Below are 16,418 nucleotides of genomic sequence, written 5' to 3' on the forward strand. Positions count from 1 at the left end.
CTTCTTTGCCATGCCCATTTTTAGGAATGTCGTGAAAAGGACAGTCTTTTTAGCCTGGCATGCCAGAATTTCCAGTTGCTTTATTCCAGATTTAATGATTCCTCCCATCTAATGCCGAGAGCCTATTAAGGGGACCTTTCCTAATTGGGGAATTCCATCGGGTACATTCCTCATCAATATAGGAATACTCAATATAGAGGTGTGTCCCCATCTACTAATATTAACGATTAAGTTATACTAAATGCTACATGAAAATCCTGGTAAATGGGGGTCAGGCTTTACTTTGTGCAATTCTAGAATTGCACAAAGTAAAGCCTGACCCTTAGCCGGTTCGTTCAGCCCACCGTTGGCTTCCATAATATTATAGGCTCCTTTGATAGTTACCGGCACAATGGGTACCCTCCGCCTAAAGGTACCCCCGCCTAAGTAGCAAGTTTGAAACTACCAAACTTAAATACACCTAATTGATCTCCGCAGCTTCTAGTACCTTCAGGGGAAATTACCTAAGAATAACCATGAGGACTAAATGTAGTTGAAAGGCCTTTCTAATAATGATAGCTCATTCCCACAATAATGCCCTCAGCTGTCCAATGTCAAGGGCTGACCCCAATAGACTCAAGAATCTCGACAAACCCCTGCGTACCGTCCACGCGTATCTTTTGGCCATCCTGGATTTTGCGAGTCGCGTTATCCACCCCTACTACCGCGGGGATACCGTATTCCCGGGCCACAACCGCGCCGTGGGTCATCAGGCCGCCGACTTCCGTGACCAGGCCAGCCGCAAGCGGGAATAACGGCGTCCAGGCCGGATCGGTATAGGGCGCCACCAATATATCTCCTTTATCCATTTTAGCTTCTGCCAGCTTCAACACGACCCGGGCGCGGCCTTCTACCGTTCCGGCCGACACCGGGCTGCCGGCCAGCGCGTTTGGCGGAACGTGGACACCAGGCTTGGCGGTAATGATTTCTCCTTCGCTGGTTATGGCGCGGGGCGGTGTCAACTGCTGATCACGCTGGAATTTTTCCTTGCGCATGGCGATAATATCATGGTTTACACGCCGTGTTTCAATTATGTCTTTGATTTCCTGCAAGGAGAACCAAAAGATATCATCCGGACGCTCCAGAATTCCGCCCGCGGCCAGTGTGTCCGCCTCCTGTAAAATTGCCTGTTTGATTATATCGAAATTTTGCACGATGAAATATTTCGGATGTTCCCTCATCCCGATCAACGAACGGTGAACCTTGATTAAACGCCGCATGATCCTTGCCTTAAGAGAGCCCATGGACTTTTGACGCAGGCGCTCCAGCAACCTGCGGGCGCCGATTTCGGCCTCCTCCTTGCCGGCCTGGAAATCGAGGCGGTGCCGCCCGGGTCTGACCCCTCCAATGTGACTCAAAATAGCGGGAACCAGCTGGGTCGGGGCCTCACGCCAGCGCGGCCGGGTCAAGTCGATTTCCCCCGTCCCCCGCATCCCGTATCGCTCAAAGTAATTCAAGAAAACAGGCAGAACATCTTCACCGCCGGGAACAGACCTCAAGTCCTCCCAAAAGGTCTTATCCGCCGCGTGCTCCAGGTATTCAATCACTGCCGGGTGATTGCGCACGGCGTCGGCAACATCCCCCAGCGCCAACCCCATTTCGGTTGTCACATTACCCGGCGGGGATTTACTGATACTGCCCAACTCGGCCGTGTCCCCCAGCCACTTTTTGGACAGGCTCTCGATTAGCTTGTAAGTGCCTATCGCCGCGGGGAAATATTGAACTATCCTCATAAAAATCATTGACAACATGCCGTGCAATATTTCCTGAATCATTGCAATTCTATCCGAGCCTGACACTTCCTGCAGTCTTTTTCTGTTTTCCCTGACTTGCTTGTCGATAAACTGGTTCAACTGAGCAATGGCATGTTTATTATCACGGTACAAGATATTTTTCAGGACGTTGAAAGCCGTCGGGAAAGCCTTTATAACCAGGGCGAATTCCAATCTTTTGCCCGGCTGTTCATTTGCCTGGAATTCCTCTCTATCCATGAAGTCCTGTACCGCCCGGCTGATTAATTCATCAATATTAAGCAATATTACAGGCAGCAGTTTTCTCAACTGTGGATATTCAAGCAACCGGGTGACAACGTCGGAATACAATCTGCCGCCCGCTTCCACCAGAAGATCGCTCTCCGCCCGCGGCGAGCTTTTGCCCAGCGGCAGAAAAGTCCTCAACACCGATATGCCAAGGGGCTTTATGACCTCGGTCATCATTTGCACGTGACCGAACGACACGAAAAGGTGAAGCTGCTCATCGGCGACTGCGGGAACGGGATAAAGGGTTGTAATAGGCCGGCTCTGCACAATGAATATTTCGTTGTCAGCGAGGCACCACTCTATATCCTGCGGGCTGCCGAAGTGTTTTTCAATGCTTCGCCCCATCCGGGCCAGCCTGACCGCGTCTTCGTCCGGCAAAGCCTGGGTTGTTTGCCTCTCTTCCGCAATTTCCACTTTGGCCGTGCCGCCCTCGGGTTTGGCATAAATAGCGATCTCTTTCCCGGCAATTTGCTTATTGATCAATTTATCTGCTTTTACTTGGTATAAATCGGCGGAAACAATGCCTGAAACCAATGCTTCGCCCAAACCGAAACTCGCGTCGATGGACACGATCTTCCGGTTGCCGCTTACCGGATCGGCCGTAAACATGATCCCCGACACTTCGGGAAAGACCATCCGCTGCACGACAACGGAAAGCAATACTTTATCATGGGCAAAACCATTCTTCCGGCGATAAGCGATAGCCCGGTCGGTAAACAAGGACGCCCAGCATTTCCGGACGCAGTCAAGGATGTTATGCTCGCCTTTAATATTCAAGAAAGTGTCCTGCTGCCCGGCGAACGACGCTCCCGGCAGATCTTCCGCAGTCGCGCTGGAGCGAATGGCGTAAGCGTATTGACTGCCGGTCATACGCCAGGCCCGGCCGATTTCCTGTCGGATGGCAACAGGAATGTCCAGGTTTTCCAGGTGGGCGCGCAGGCGTTCTCCTGCTGCCTTTAGCTCTTCAAAGGATTCAATATCGATTAATTCCAAGGCTTTAAGCAACTCGGCAAACTCCTTGCTCTTATGCACGAAATCCTGGTAAGCCCTCGTGCTAACGCAAAAACCCGCCGGCACGGCAATCCCGGGAATATGGCACAACTCACCCAGATTTGCTCCTTTGCCCCCTACCCTAGCCAGACTGGATCTATTTATTTCGTTGAAATATAACACGTACTCACTCATGTCAGATACCCCTTTGCTTAATTCAAAACACCGCTTTTATTTTCAATATATTACGTTTTGCATTTTTCCGCACCACAGTGCCGCCTTTCTTTATAAAGGTTAACGCTGATGATAAAAGTCCAAGATAATCAATCAATTCTTTTAGTGTTTCCAGAAATTTTGCGTTCATTAAATTAACGATCTGATTTCCCCTAGCTGTCGGTTTAAACGATGACAACGTATCGCCGAACCCGCCAAACGTTCCACATAACGCTCTCCTCCAGGGAGCTTATCATATGCGTGACGCCGGCCGGAGTAATTTGCGCCGTGTGCGGGGGACTACCTTAGCTTTCATATCGCTAATAACAGGCGATAATAAAGTAAAAAAGCCGGTTTCCCAGCGTTTACATGGAAACCGGCCTTATGCAAAACTTTACCCATCTTTTATCGTTCTTGCCTGGCTGCAAAACGAGGGTTTTGCTCACTTGCCCGTCCCAGCGACAATACCGTCTACAATCAGGAACTTTCCGGGCCTGATTATAATCTTATTAACTGCTCGCTGAAAGAGAAGCGGACAAATCCTTACCTTTTATACTCAGACCGAACAACCCGGCCAGGAGAGGCAGCCAGATGAGCATGTGGATAGTGTAAACAATGCCTACGTGCTCCGCCAACAGCCCCACCAGGCCGACCCCCAGGCCACCCATACCGATACCGAAGCCAAGTATCAGTCCCGCCGCCATGGCGGCGTTTTTACTGATGACTTCCTGGGTAACCACGATTGTCACCGAAAAAGACGCCAGCAGGCAGGCGCCGGCCAAGGCCAGGAACAGATAACTGATCGGGCCGCTTGCCCCGAGGAATAAGTAAAACAACGGGCTGGCCGTGACCAGGGACCCGACAATGACGGCCTTCCTACCGATAAGATCGGAGAGATATCCGCCTACCAGGCCTCCCACTGCTCCTGAGAACAACATCAGAAACAGAAGACGGCTGCCGGCCAGGAGAGAAATATTCTCATGCTGAAGATAAAGGGGGAGGAACGATACCAGGCCGAAGTAAGCCAGGGAACGACAGGTAACCACCAGCATGACTTTGGTCAACTCGGCCCAAGCGGCGCGAAGAACCGGCCACAGCGGGGGCGGAGCAGCCTTTGCGCCTGCCGGTACGCTGGGCGCGGTGAACCAGAGCAGGACAGCCACCAGCACTCCGGGCAGGGCAAATAGCGGAGTCAGCTTTAAACCGTACATCTGAGTAAAGGGAACCACCATCAGCGGAGTCAGTGCCCACCCGATGTTTCCGGCCGCCATAAAAACAGCCTGATAAAAACCTTTTCTATCTCCGCTTACTGCGGCGACCATAGCCGAGGCCTGCGGGTGAAACGCCGCCGTGCCCAGGCCGGCCAGAGTCACGGTGAGCACCAGGAGCGGATAGTTTTGCAGCACGCCCACCAAGCTGATCAGCACGGCCATCCAAAGTGTGCCCGCATAAACCATCCAGCGCTGATTTTTCTGGTCCACCAGGTAGCCGGAAAACGGCTGAAGTAATGAAGAAGTAACCGTAAAGGCGGAAACAAGAAAAGCCCCCCGGCTTATTCCAAGTCCGGCGGCCACCATGAAAGGCAACAATGTTTGAATGTAGTTCATGTACCAGTCGTTAAAAAGGTGAGCCGCGGCGATAGCTAGTATCTTCCCCTTGCCGGGCGGCTTAGCTGTCAATATAATCATTCCCTCGCAATACACATACACATAAAGCTACATTATTATAATAACAACCTTTTAATTAGGTCAAGGGGGGGGGTATAAATACCGTTTTAAGCAATTAAAATTACATTATAGAATAATTAACAATATTTAGTAACAACCCCGAACCGTATTGAATATTATTTACTATAAATAAAGAGCCGGTAAATAATGCAAAGCCTTGACAATACTATATTTACTGCTGAACACCCAGCGATTCAAATTATATACCGTCTCTAAGCATAAAAATTTGGAGGAATAAAAATGCGTAGAAAAAGTACGTCAATCGAAGCATCGGATTGTCCGAAAAAGTGTGCCGCCGTTGATACCGAAACCGTACCATTTTGTGACAGTGACCCGGTGAAGATGAAGGACCTGGAAGATCATTGCGTAACAGACTGGAAGAAGAAAAAATTGGTAAAAATACCCGTGGTTCTTGCCGAAGTGGATGTGCAGATCGATCTCTTTTCAGAAATCACCCTGCCTACGCCCGCAATTGAAATCAAGCGAATTAAAAAACGTTTGAAACTTACACAATGCAGGCTTATCCAAAACACCAAAAAGTTATTCCTGGAAGGATTCGTCCGCAAAAACATTGAGTTTGCTGAAGCTGACCTATGTGTAGATTCCGACAGCGTATGCGGCACCATAAGTCACTGCACTCTTGACACCCCCTTCAGATGCGTAACAGAAATTGAAGATTTCATTACTCCACCATGCCCTGTCATACCCAGTAAAACCAAAGAGTTTGAATACTTCTCAGCTACTCCTCTTCCATCAGATTTTCCGGAAAAGGAAAAGTTGCTGGCCGGGGATTTGTCTGAGTTCAACCAGGAGAGTTTTGAATTCTTCAACGAGCTTCCATTCTGCGAATTGCTCAGCAGCACCATTACTGAGTTCGATGAGTTCATCAACCGTGAATCAATCTCCGGCGGTCCTTTTGAAGAAAAAACCTTCAAGGAATTTGACGAAAAAATGGTGATCAAGCTGAGATTCAAACTATTGCAAAACCAACAGGTTTGGGTTCCTGCTTTTCATCCCTGCCCGGATCCCTACCCATATGATCATAAGTAATTAACAGGTCACCGGCGGCAATATGGCCAAAGCATCCTGAAGCTTAAGAGTCCTTGATACTTCCCACTGATAGTATCAAGGACTCTTTTGGGCAACGTCTTTTATATGTCTTGTATAGGTCTTAATGTCGCTCTCGCTTTAATTGAACTTACTTTGACAGCCATTTTGGCTGGCGCCGGAACAGGCGGCTTGTTTTCCGGTCCAACTTTCTGGTGCCTGTTTCTCCTTCGGTTCACCAACAGTTGAAGATCCATTTTAATATTAGAAACTTTATCCAGATCCTGACTATTGATATCTATTACCTTCTCTGCCTGAAATTTATTTTCTTGCATGTTCTACCCCCCTATTATATATTTTATTAATTTATTTTTTTCTGGCTCACCTGTAACATATTATGATTACATGCCTATTTTTGACAATAAAAAATATGCTTTACATGTAACGTCTTTATAATCTACTGAATATTTTAAAGGCAGAGCGTATCTAAACATATCCTAAATTTTCTTTTAACAGTTTTTAATATTATAAGGAGGTATTGTAATGGCTTGGGTATCGGGAGCTATTGAATTCGAAAAACCATCGGAGAATCAGCGTCATTTTGAGGGCAACATCGTGTTGAAAAAGGTGGACGATCTGGTTTTACATGGTGTTGTAATGGAGACTGAAGGGAAAAAACCGGTTCCGGGAGCACTGGTCATGGTATATGCCCGTATAAACGGCGGCAAAGAAGAGCCGCTTTGCCATACTTTCAGCACCAGCGACGGCTATTACCTGCTGCAGCTTGATAAGAATAGAATATCAGAGGATACCACCGCAATTATTGTCAGGGCCAGCGCCAATGACTATTCATCCGTCACCGTCTAAGTTCCGGACAGGTGATTTAATTCGACCTGAGCGGAGTCTCTATGATAAATGGCGGCTCCGCAGGTTGAGTTTTACCCGGGAGGTTTACAATCTTCAGTAAAGGTGGGGATTGCAGCAAAATAATTTTGGGGGAGCGGATATTTATGGGTAACAGCTTAATAAGACCGGACCCCGGAAAGTTTTTTGCGGGTCAAAAAATGGATGAGTTATTAAATTTTTATGGTGTGGTCAAGGATAATGACGCTGCAACTGTTGAAGGGGCGGCTGTTATCGTATTTGCCAGCTCCGTTGACGGGACTGAAAGATTACTGGGCTCCACTTTCACCGACCGGGAAGGCGGGTACTTGATTTCCATACCGGTGTTGCCGGATTATCATGAATTGCTTGGGTTTAAAGTAAGAGCCGGCAAGACATACATACTGTCTGAGGGTGTTGATAGCCCAGGTAATTCAAGCGAATATCCGGATAGAGAACGGATGCCGGAACAAGCACAAATTCTTAATCAGGAACACATGACAGGACAAGAAAAAAGTCTGAATGTATCACTAAGCCAGGTTGATTACAACTCTCTCCCGGTGGTAGTTGTGCCTACCGTTCAAACAGACGCTGCCACAAATGTCGGCACGGACTCTGCAACTTTGAATGGGAGTATAACTGATACCAGCGGGGAGAATTGCGACCAAAGAAAGTTTCAAATTAGAGCACTGGGCAGTGAAAACTGGAGTGATGCCGGTATTGAAACTGGTTCATTCGCTCCCGGAGTGTTCAGCTTCACCATCACCGGGCTTACACCCGGCGGCACCTATGAGCTCAAAGCAATGGCGCACAATCCGGCAGGCTGGGGTGAAGGGAATTTAACGACCGTTACAGCAGCCACCTTCCCGGAGGAACTGGCGAAATTGACATATGATAGCTTGGGCGGCAGCCAAAGTACCCTGAAGGAAGAATCGTTGCCCGAAAAAACCTCATATGATGATTACCGCTCTACCTACTGGCGCTGGCTGCGACGGTGAAAAGCGCAAGCGAACAAAATTAAAGCCCTTGTTCCCACCGGAAGGCGAGACCAAGGGCTTTAGCTAGCGATAAATATTCCGGCCATCCGTTGAAAAAACGATTGTACCTATTTGATCGGTACGGAGGACCTTTATCACGGCTTTTCGCAGCTTGTTTAAAATGACTTGATGAGGATGATGATAGTCGTTCCCGGCGCCAACCGATATTACAGCATACTCAGGATTTACCGCTTTCAAGAACTCCGCTGATGTGGACGATTCGCTGCCGTGATGCCCCACTTTCAGGACCTGGGCCCGGACATCGGCGCCGGCTGCCAGGATTTCCTGCTCGGAAAGCGCCTCGGCGTCGCCCGTCAGCAGAAAAGCCACGTCGCCGTACTTTATCTTTATCACCGCTGAATAGTTATTCAGACTCTCGTAAGTGTCGCCGCACGGTCCGAGTATATCGACCGACAGGTTGCCGTCGCTGATGACGCTCACTCCGGCTTTTGCCGTCGTTGCCCGGAGTCTTTTGTTTTTTATCGCCGCCAGTACGTCACGGAATGTTTTGGTGTTGGTGGTGGCCTTGGGCATCAGCACCTCGCCGATCTCAAAGTGATTGATCACCGCGTCAAGCGAACCGATATGGTCCTCGTGGGGATGTGTGCCAACCAGATAGTCCAACCTTTTTATGCCGTTGCTGTTTAAGTAGTTGATTATTGTCGGCGCACTTTCATTTGCGCCGGCATCCACAAGCATGTTTTTTCCGTCGGGAAACTGGACAAGTATGGAATCACCCTGGCCGACATCCAGAAAGTGAACTTTCAAGTTTTCCGTTTGGGTCCCGGAAACGGCGGGGGAAGCCGGCTTATTTTTCGTATTTACCTTTTGGATTATCGGATTGGAGCAGCCAGCCAAAAATAAAACAGCCAGCAAAAGCAGAATAAATCTTCTCATAATCTACTCCCCGTGTAATCTAATCTTGAAAAAGATCACTCGCCATTTTACTGACCTCAGTATTTAATTTTTTCGTAATCCCGGTGTCTACTTTTACACTGACGATTATTACATCTCCCTCTTTCGCGCCGGCGGGAACAAGAAAGCGGGGCAAATTAAAAGTCATCCTTTTGTTATATTCAACCACGGCCCAGTCACCCTCGAAACGGTCAACTATTAACATAAATGTGTCCCTCCAATCACAATCATGCTAAATCACCAGACCGAAACAAAATATCACATCAGCAAAAGTTATGCAAGCATTCATATAATTACTGCCGGCCGTTTTCGCTTCGGATCAGTTATAATATAATAAGAAATAACCGGCTTGAGGTGCTGACAGTATGGAAAAACTTCTCGATAGAATAAAAAATTATCCCTCGTACAGAGGTCAGATTATCCACATAGAAGAAATAGAATCTCAGCAAGCCCGGTACAGCAATTTAGGCTTCGCCCTTCACCCGGAAATCGGCTCCGTGCTGCGCGGGCGGGGAATTGAACGGCTATATACGCACCAGGTGGACGCGATAAAAAAGGTGCGCGAAAATAAAAGCATTGTTGTCGTGACACCCACCGCTTCGGGAAAAACCATGTGTTATAACCTTCCGGTGCTGGATTCCATATTGAGAACGCGGGGGCAGACCGCTCTTTACCTTTTCCCGACCAAATCGCTCGGGCAGGACCAACTGGATTCCATCCTGGAGTACGAGGTCCGGATTAAGGCCGGCGTCTATGACGGCGATACCCCCGACGGTGAAAAGACGTCGCTCAGGGACAACGCGAACATCATCATTACCAACCCTGACATGCTGCACTGGGGAATATTGCCGAACCACCTAAAATGGCACCGCTTCTTTACAAACCTGAAATATGTCGTCATCGATGAAATGCACAACTACCGGGGGGTTTTCGGCACACACGTCGCCCACATTATCAGGCGGCTGAGAAGAATTTGCCGGCACTACGGCGCGGACCCCGTTTTCATCCTTTGCTCGGCGACCATTGCCAACCCGCAGGAGCACGCCTCCCGCTTGACCGGCCGGGCGGTTGAACTAATTGCCAACAACGGCGCGCCCCGGGGCAGAATGAAATTCGTCCTGTGGCGGCCGCCCGCGCACACTCCGTACATCCGCGAGGTATCCTGGCTGCTTGCCCTGTGCCTGGAGAACCGTTACCGGACTATTGCTTTTTCCAGGGCGAGGCAGGTAACCGAGCGGATCTTGCGCTTTACCCGGGAAAATTTTAATGAAGAAAAATACGCCGGCAAAGTGATGGCATACCGCGGCGGATACCTCGCGGACGAGCGCAGGAAAATCGAAGGCGCCCTTTTCAGCGGCTCCCTGCTGGGCGTTGTTTCAACCAACGCGCTCGAACTGGGCATTGACGTCGGCGACCTCGAAGTCTGCCTAATCGCAGGCTTTCCGGGTACTATCGCCTCTACCTGGCAGCAGGCCGGCCGGGTAGGCAGGAGCAACAAAGAGTCGCTGGTGATCTTCATCGCGGTGGAAACCCCCCTTGACCAGTACTTCATCCGCAATACCGGAGCGCTTTTCGCCCAGCCCAGCGAGCAGGCCTTGATCGATCCGGACAACCCGTATATTTTAATGGGACACGCCCTCTGCGCGACGCATGAGATGCCGGTCACACCGGAAGATTACACCTTGTGGAGCGGCACTTTCGTTGACCTGCTCACCTTGCTGGAAGAGGATGGTGAAGTTGCTTATTCGGGGGGAACTTATTTTTACAACGGCCAGACCTATCCCGCCGAAAGAGTAAACGTGCGGTCCAGTTCTTCCACACTGTTCCACCTGCGGGACACCGGCGGGGGAAACCGCCTGCTCGAAGTGCTGGATGAGAACGCGGCTTTTTCGGAAGTCTACCCGGGGGCGGTATACACTCACCAGGGAAGCACTTATGTGGTGAACAGCCTTGATCTGAACACCGGCACGGCCTTTATGAAGCAAATGGATGTGGACTACTACACCATGTGCGGCAGGGAAAAGAATACCGAGATTCTTTCCACCGAGACAAGCAAGGAGCTTAACGGCCACCGCCTGTATACCGGACAATTAAAGGTAACAACAAGAGTAACGGGGTTCGTGAAAAAACATGAAAAGACCGGCCAGGTGGTCGGCGGCGACCGGCTTGCTCTCCCCGAGCGGGTAATGGAAACAACCGGCATGTGGGTGGTTATTAATGAAAAGGCTGCCGCCCGGGCTAAAGAATACGGTCTGCACTTGATGGGCGGGCTGCACGCGGTTGAGCACGCGTCAATCGGGCTCCTGCCCCTTTTCGCCATGTGCGACCGCAACGACTTGGGCGGCCTGTCCACAGTAATGCACCCGCAAACGCAAGGGCCAACCATATTTATACATGATGCGTGCCATGGCGGCGTGGGATTCAGTGAACAGGGATACGACAAGGCTTTTGAATTATTTGAGGCTACTCTTGAAACGATCACTTCCTGCCGGTGTGAGGCCGGTTGCCCAATGTGCATATACTCACCCAAGTGTTCCAATTTCAACCGCCCGCTGGACAAAGAGGCCGCCGTATACCTCCTGCATTCGCTGTTGGGCAAGACATACAGTCCGGTCCTGAACCCCGACAGCAAGCTGGAAAGACCGATGCGTGAGCGTTTGAGAAAAGCGTTAAAAAATAATCGCCAGGGGATTATTCAATGAGCTTGTTCGAGCGGCTAAAAAATGTCAGAAATAAGCCCGCGCGGCAAGAGTCCGGGATTAGCCCCGTGATATTGCCGCAGGGGCAAGAAATATCTTCGAGGTTTGGGAATTACTTTTTGCTGGAAAGCGAGCTGCCCGGCAACCTATTTTTTCCCGCTGATGAGTACTCTGTTCTTCAAACAAACCTTCAGTTGGTCAGGGGGATCGGGCCGGTCACGGAAGAAAAGCTGCGCCAACAGGGATATACGAGTGTTGCAGACTTGTTAAACCATCCCCGCTGGAACGAATACGCGGTCAAGGTAATCAACCTGATCCAGAACCAGCAAATTAATGAACTGCAAATGTTAGGAGCAAGACAATGGGAGCTGCTTTCATATTTTGAGCCCGAAGATATACTCTTTATTGATATAGAAACCACAGGCCTGTGGGCCAGCCAGCCCCTGTTTTTGATTGGATTATTGTATTACAGGCAGGGTAAGTTCTTCATCAACCAGTTATTCGCCAGGAATTATAGTGAAGAAAAAGCGGTTATCGCCGCCGCCAACGAGGTGTTCAGGAATTTTAAAGTATTGGTTTCATACAACGGAAAGCGTTTCGACGTGCCGTATATTATCGGCCGGAGTATTGAACACCGGCTGTTTTACAGCTACCCGCACTACCAGGTGGACATGCTCTTTCACGCCAGAAGACACTTTAGGGGCACCCTGCCTGACTGCAAACTAGTGACCCTGGAGATAAATATTTTAAATTTTCAACGTGAGGACGATATTCCAGGCTATTTGATACCTAAGACTTATCACCGTTTTACGAAGAAGCAAGATGCCGGACTGATTTGGCCGGTCCTTAAGCACAACCGGCTTGATTTATTATCTATGGCCAAGCTCTTTAAGCCGGTGGTTCATGGCCCCGGCAATGACTAATGTTAAAAGTACACCTTTGCTCTTCTAATTCTCGCCCTCCTGACATATTGTACTAATAAGTCCTTCAACATAACCTGGCCTAAGATCTTCAATGGGAATTGTGGACATAAAACCCGGTGATAAAAAGAACAAACGAAAGGGTGGGAATTTTGCCGGTTTACAAGGAACAGATGCTCCTCCTGGCGCAGCAAGCAATAGCTGAACTTGAGGATGAAGCGTTAAAGCTTGAGGATGAGCTCGCAGTTATACGCACACGAATCAAGGCTCTCAGGTTATTCCTGGAACCGAACCCGCCAGTATTATTGGAAATAATTGCAGATTATGAGGATCTATACGAAAAAGAAAAGCCCACGGCCGCAAAAGAACCAACACCTAAAGTAATCCACGCTCCAAATACTGAAGTTCTCATTGAGCAAATTGTAAAAAACCTTGTTGAAAAGTGTTGGCTATCCCTTGACTCTCAAAACACCAGTCAACCATAATGAGGTTAATCCCATCCCAATGACCCCACGCCGGGGAGCAGCTTGCTCCTTTCCACTTGCCTGACGATGCCATCCGTCAGCCTTTTTTCGCATGCGGGCAACTCCGCTTCCCGCATGCCCGGCAGTTCGTTGGCCACCACCCGAAGCCCCGACGCCGGGGATTCCATCGTAACCAGTGAGAATTCCTCATGAAAAATATTTAAACAAGGTTTTTCGGTCTCTTTTTATGGCAACTGATTTACCCTTGTAACAAAGGAAAGCATGTTTTATAATCTGAATAGACAGAAAATTAACGGGAGCAGCCTTTCCCGGTGGTTAATTTGTTAACCAACGAGCTGTTAATAGAAAGGTGTGAACCTGATGGCAAAAGAAACTCATTTGCGCCTAAATCGTCAGACTGTAAAATTAGGGCTGATTAAAGTCACTCAAGACCTGTTCCCCGGAGAGACTTTAAAAACTGATTATTCCATCCATGAGGGAGTTTTCTGCAAGCTTGCCGGCTCTTCGCTCTCTGTTAGAGAAGTAAAACAGATTGGCGCCAAGCTGCACGAATGGGCGGATTATGACAATTTGATCCAATTGCTTGACCGGGAAGGAGGATATTACCATTATAAGGTGGGCAATACCATTATCAAAGCATTGTATCCGGCGAATAATCGTTCTTCAAAGATTGACAACTTTAGATTAATCCCCTTTTCTTCGGGTTTTATTATAGACTTTACGGAAATCAATAAAGAAGGAGTAAAACCTTTTACCCTGCCCCAAAAGTTGGCTGAGACATATGATAAAACCCGCAAGTGGCTGGATAATCTTGAATTAGAATTTGTTCCCGACGTGAATAAATATATCGCATCTGGACACAGCATGGAACTGCTCAGCATTGCGGAAGCCTTGCAGGAAAAGGAAATCTCCGATATCGCCGATACGATTATTCAACAGCGCCGCGCCGTGCAAGTGATCCTCATCTCAGGCCCTTCTTCATCAGGAAAAACAACTTTTATGCGCAGGCTCTCCACTCAGTTGCGGGTCAATGGATTAAAGCCGATTCCTCTTTCACTGGACAATTATTTTTTAAACCGGGAACAGACTCCGCGCGATAAAGACGGCAAGTATGATTTTGATGCCTTGCAAGCGCTTGATCTTAAGCTAATGCAACAACAGATAAAAGATCTCATCAAAGGGGAAACTGTGGAAACCCCAATTTTCGACTTTGTATCCGGCTGCCGCAGCCACAAAACAAAAACCATGCAGCTGAAACCTGATGAAATTCTCTTGATTGAAGGTATTCACGCGTTAAATCCCAGCCTGCTGCCCAACATAAGCAGAAACCTTTTTTTTAAGATCTACATTAGCGCATTGTTCGAACTCAACATCGACATAATGAACAGGATTCCCACCACGGAGGTTAGGATGATCCGCAGAATGGTCAGAGACGACCGGTTTAGAGGATTAAATCCCGATACCACCTTCAACCAGTGGGACAATGTGCGCAAGGGTGAAATCAAGAGCGTCTTTAAATACCAGGAAGAATGTGATGTAATGTTTAATTCAAGTTTGCTCTATGAGCTAAACGTCTTGCGCCCCTTCGCGGAGGCTTCCCTGGAGAAAGTCAGTAAAGATTCTCCTCATTATGCTACAAAAGAGCGGCTGATGAACCTGTTGTCATTTTTTAAGCCGATGGATTCTGCCAAAATTCCTTTCAATTCCATTCTTAGAGAATTTATTGGCGGGAGCATTTATTCAGATTGATCCAGAGATTAACTACCTGCCCCCTGGACAATGCAACCATATTTTTATATGGCTTACCCGCCTTATCTATTTTTTTACTATCATCCTTACTCCCGGATATTAGACAAAAAATTTTTCGTCAAATATTATTTCCAAGTCTGTAAATAATATTGTTATAGAAAAACTCAACTAAACTACCGAATCAAATGGGAGCAGGATATTTACGAAGGAAATATTTAACTCAATTTTAATTCAATTTTCTTTAGTAAAAAATATTGAAAACAATTATTTATGGCAAAAAATCCAAGAACAAAACGGGGCTCTAAGAAGCTCCCTCTTAGAGTTATGGTTAAAAGAAGCTGTATTCTCCTTTAGCTGGTGGGCTGCAGTAATAACGGTTATCTTCTTTATTATCGCCTGGTGGATATTGGTTGATAAAAAAAGGTTGCTCCGGATTGTAACCTACGGGCTTATGGTGTCCTTATTTTCCAATATTTTAGATGTCGCTGGTTTCGCTCTTGGATTTTGGCGATATCCGATTATGATTTTACCCTTATTACCACCCATGATACCTGTGAATCTAGTATTTCTGCCAATGATTTACATGCTGATGTATCAATATTTCCCCAAGTGGAAATCGTTTATTTTCGCTTCGATAGGAATATCTCTTTTAAATTCTTTTGTTTTTGAACCTATTTTAGTGTGGCTAGAACTATATGAGCCAGTTGTGTGGAAACATATTTATTCATTACCAATTTATATTTTTATGGCCGTTTTTCTAAAATGGCTTTTAGAATCAATTGTCAAGAGGGCTCAATAATTGGAAACGTAACTAATTTCAAATCATTAACCTTATTTATGAGACTTTGCATGAAAACGGGGCCGGGGTCAGGTTTATCCGCATAATATTCGCTTATATTTTCTTTCCACAGCCCTGCTTTTTTAGTGCGGTCTTGCTGGTAATGCCCAAGCAAATATTTGATTGACGGATAATTACTTGTTAAATGTCGTACAATCTTTTCATTTGATTCAAGCTGTGCGTCTGTTAAATCCTGGTTACCGTTTACGCCCCCGACATTTTCTATTCCAATTGAACACCAGTTCAACCCTATCGCGTGCCGGTTCAGATTAGTTTCCGGTGTTAGCTGATAAATGGTCCCATCTCTATCAACAAGATAATGTGAAGTTAAATTTAACTTTCCGTATTCCCGATCCGTGCTTGCTTCCTCGCCATAAAAATAATTGTAAACTGCTTGCATGCTATTTGATGCTGTCCAATGGATTACTATAGCTTGAGGTATAATTGTATCAAATGGCTCACCGTAGTGCATTTGGGCATATTCACGAGCTAACTGCTTGCGATAATCAGTTAATAAAACCGGCTTATAGATAATTTGCAACCCAATATCAGATGGCTTTGGCTGGTTGACATCATTAATCCTATTAACCGGGATATTATCAATTGGTGTTTGTGCCGGGTCCTCTGAATCAGGCTGTGGGATATTCGCTTCAGTTGTCTGAGGAGCTTGATTTGATATATTGCTTTTAAGATATAAATCGTAGTATATAATTCCTCCCTTAATGTACTTTGATTATCTTAAAATATCTTCATATTTCTTAGTTTTTCACTTTGTTTCCAGATAGCCCATCTCTTGATATTAACATCAATGTGTAATTATGGATGACAATGCGTATCT

Annotated in this window: 16 protein-coding genes; 8 read left to right on the plus strand and 8 right to left on the minus strand. The window is 47.3% G+C overall.

What is annotated here, in order from left to right; all coding sequences use genetic code 11:
- Positions 1-593 precede the first annotated feature (593 nt).
- The 3 genes from rph to L9W92_RS17520 all read right to left on the minus strand — a co-directional run bounded on the left by rph (position 594) and on the right by L9W92_RS17520 (position 4,969).
- Positions 594-3,263 carry a rifamycin-inactivating phosphotransferase gene (rph, locus tag L9W92_RS17510; protein ID WP_240085035.1) on the minus strand — a complete coding sequence of 890 codons (2,670 nt, stop codon included), beginning with the start codon at positions 3,261-3,263 and terminating at the stop codon, positions 594-596.
- 22 nt (positions 3,264-3,285) lie between these two features.
- Positions 3,286-3,432, minus strand: coding sequence for a hypothetical protein (locus tag L9W92_RS17515; RefSeq protein WP_240085036.1), 147 nt, complete (start codon positions 3,430-3,432; stop codon positions 3,286-3,288).
- 358 nt (positions 3,433-3,790) lie between these two features.
- Positions 3,791-4,969, minus strand: coding sequence for an MFS transporter (locus L9W92_RS17520; protein WP_240085037.1), 1,179 nt, complete (start codon positions 4,967-4,969; stop codon positions 3,791-3,793).
- A gap of 279 nt (positions 4,970-5,248) precedes the next feature.
- Here L9W92_RS17520 and L9W92_RS17525 point away from each other — a divergent pair, with 279 nt between their 5' ends.
- The gene (locus tag L9W92_RS17525; protein ID WP_240085038.1) at positions 5,249-6,058 is read left to right on the plus strand and encodes a CsxC family protein; all 810 of its coding nucleotides are present in this window, start codon (positions 5,249-5,251) and stop codon (positions 6,056-6,058) included.
- Positions 6,059-6,159: 101 nt separating this feature from the next.
- On the opposite strand, the gene L9W92_RS17530 is transcribed toward L9W92_RS17525, so the two are convergent.
- Positions 6,160-6,390 carry a hypothetical protein gene (locus L9W92_RS17530; RefSeq protein ID WP_240085039.1) on the minus strand — a complete coding sequence of 77 codons (231 nt, stop codon included), beginning with the start codon at positions 6,388-6,390 and terminating at the stop codon, positions 6,160-6,162.
- A gap of 208 nt (positions 6,391-6,598) precedes the next feature.
- On the opposite strand from L9W92_RS17530, the gene L9W92_RS17535 reads away from it, so the two are divergent.
- Together L9W92_RS17535 and L9W92_RS17540 are read left to right on the plus strand one after the other, a co-directional pair.
- On the plus strand, positions 6,599-6,922 hold the full coding sequence (locus L9W92_RS17535) for a hypothetical protein (RefSeq protein ID WP_240085040.1): 324 nt from the start codon (positions 6,599-6,601) through the stop codon (positions 6,920-6,922).
- 197 nt (positions 6,923-7,119) lie between these two features.
- Entirely contained in the window at positions 7,120-7,935 is an 816-nt protein-coding gene (locus L9W92_RS17540; RefSeq protein WP_240085041.1) for a fibronectin type III domain-containing protein, read from the plus strand.
- A gap of 63 nt (positions 7,936-7,998) precedes the next feature.
- Here L9W92_RS17540 and L9W92_RS17545 read toward each other — a convergent pair whose 3' ends face one another.
- Positions 7,999-8,871, minus strand: coding sequence for a ComEC/Rec2 family competence protein (locus L9W92_RS17545; RefSeq protein ID WP_240085042.1), 873 nt, complete (start codon positions 8,869-8,871; stop codon positions 7,999-8,001).
- Between the two features lie 19 nt (positions 8,872-8,890).
- Complete coding sequence (locus L9W92_RS17550) at positions 8,891-9,094, minus strand: DUF3006 domain-containing protein (protein ID WP_240085043.1); 204 nt, start codon at positions 9,092-9,094, stop codon at positions 8,891-8,893.
- Between the two features lie 160 nt (positions 9,095-9,254).
- Here L9W92_RS17550 and L9W92_RS17555 point away from each other — a divergent pair, with 160 nt between their 5' ends.
- The 3 genes from L9W92_RS17555 (at position 9,255) to L9W92_RS17565 (ending at position 12,993) form a co-directional block, all read left to right on the plus strand.
- The gene (locus tag L9W92_RS17555; RefSeq protein WP_240085044.1) at positions 9,255-11,591 is read left to right on the plus strand and encodes a DEAD/DEAH box helicase; all 2,337 of its coding nucleotides are present in this window, start codon (positions 9,255-9,257) and stop codon (positions 11,589-11,591) included.
- Positions 11,588-12,511, plus strand: a complete 924-nt coding sequence (locus tag L9W92_RS17560) for a ribonuclease H-like domain-containing protein (protein ID WP_240085045.1) — start codon at positions 11,588-11,590, stop codon at positions 12,509-12,511. Before L9W92_RS17555 ends, L9W92_RS17560 begins: the two co-directional genes overlap by 4 nt.
- A gap of 149 nt (positions 12,512-12,660) precedes the next feature.
- On the plus strand, positions 12,661-12,993 hold the full coding sequence (locus L9W92_RS17565) for a hypothetical protein (protein ID WP_240085046.1): 333 nt from the start codon (positions 12,661-12,663) through the stop codon (positions 12,991-12,993).
- Positions 12,994-12,998: 5 nt separating this feature from the next.
- Here the strand turns inward: L9W92_RS17565 and L9W92_RS17570 are convergent, their stop codons facing one another.
- On the minus strand, positions 12,999-13,160 hold the full coding sequence (locus L9W92_RS17570; protein WP_240085047.1) for a hypothetical protein: 162 nt from the start codon (positions 13,158-13,160) through the stop codon (positions 12,999-13,001).
- A gap of 193 nt (positions 13,161-13,353) precedes the next feature.
- On the opposite strand from L9W92_RS17570, the gene L9W92_RS17575 reads away from it, so the two are divergent.
- Both L9W92_RS17575 and L9W92_RS17580 read left to right on the plus strand, forming a co-directional pair.
- Positions 13,354-14,742 carry a uridine kinase family protein gene (locus L9W92_RS17575; RefSeq protein ID WP_240085048.1) on the plus strand — a complete coding sequence of 463 codons (1,389 nt, stop codon included), beginning with the start codon at positions 13,354-13,356 and terminating at the stop codon, positions 14,740-14,742.
- 406 nt (positions 14,743-15,148) lie between these two features.
- A complete protein-coding gene (locus L9W92_RS17580; RefSeq protein ID WP_240085049.1) occupies positions 15,149-15,541 on the plus strand; it encodes a CBO0543 family protein in 393 nt (130 codons plus the stop codon).
- On the opposite strand, the gene L9W92_RS17585 is transcribed toward L9W92_RS17580, so the two are convergent.
- The gene (locus L9W92_RS17585; RefSeq protein WP_240085050.1) at positions 15,525-16,121 is read right to left on the minus strand and encodes an N-acetylmuramoyl-L-alanine amidase; all 597 of its coding nucleotides are present in this window, start codon (positions 16,119-16,121) and stop codon (positions 15,525-15,527) included. The two genes, L9W92_RS17580 and L9W92_RS17585, sit on opposite strands and share 17 nt — an antisense overlap.
- Between the last annotated feature and the right edge of the window lie 297 nt (positions 16,122-16,418).

This window comes from Pelotomaculum terephthalicicum JT, from assembly GCF_022410535.1.
Classification (GTDB): domain Bacteria; phylum Bacillota; class Desulfotomaculia; order Desulfotomaculales; family Pelotomaculaceae; genus Pelotomaculum_D; species Pelotomaculum_D terephthalicicum.

Excerpts from the sequence above, each read along its gene's own strand:
- rph (WP_240085035.1), bottom strand. The coding sequence starts at position 3,263 with ATGAGTGAGTACGTGTTATATTTCAACGAAATAAATAGATCCAGTCTG.
- L9W92_RS17515 (WP_240085036.1), bottom strand. The coding sequence starts at position 3,432 with ATGAACGCAAAATTTCTGGAAACACTAAAAGAATTGATTGATTATCTT.
- L9W92_RS17520 (WP_240085037.1), bottom strand. The coding sequence starts at position 4,969 with ATGATTATATTGACAGCTAAGCCGCCCGGCAAGGGGAAGATACTAGCT.
- L9W92_RS17525 (WP_240085038.1), top strand. The coding sequence starts at position 5,249 with ATGCGTAGAAAAAGTACGTCAATCGAAGCATCGGATTGTCCGAAAAAG.
- L9W92_RS17530 (WP_240085039.1), bottom strand. The coding sequence starts at position 6,390 with ATGCAAGAAAATAAATTTCAGGCAGAGAAGGTAATAGATATCAATAGT.
- L9W92_RS17535 (WP_240085040.1), top strand. The coding sequence starts at position 6,599 with ATGGCTTGGGTATCGGGAGCTATTGAATTCGAAAAACCATCGGAGAAT.
- L9W92_RS17540 (WP_240085041.1), top strand. The coding sequence starts at position 7,120 with ATGGATGAGTTATTAAATTTTTATGGTGTGGTCAAGGATAATGACGCT.
- L9W92_RS17545 (WP_240085042.1), bottom strand. The coding sequence starts at position 8,871 with ATGAGAAGATTTATTCTGCTTTTGCTGGCTGTTTTATTTTTGGCTGGC.
- L9W92_RS17550 (WP_240085043.1), bottom strand. The coding sequence starts at position 9,094 with ATGTTAATAGTTGACCGTTTCGAGGGTGACTGGGCCGTGGTTGAATAT.
- L9W92_RS17555 (WP_240085044.1), top strand. The coding sequence starts at position 9,255 with ATGGAAAAACTTCTCGATAGAATAAAAAATTATCCCTCGTACAGAGGT.
- L9W92_RS17560 (WP_240085045.1), top strand. The coding sequence starts at position 11,588 with ATGAGCTTGTTCGAGCGGCTAAAAAATGTCAGAAATAAGCCCGCGCGG.
- L9W92_RS17570 (WP_240085047.1), bottom strand. The coding sequence starts at position 13,160 with ATGGAATCCCCGGCGTCGGGGCTTCGGGTGGTGGCCAACGAACTGCCG.
- L9W92_RS17575 (WP_240085048.1), top strand. The coding sequence starts at position 13,354 with ATGGCAAAAGAAACTCATTTGCGCCTAAATCGTCAGACTGTAAAATTA.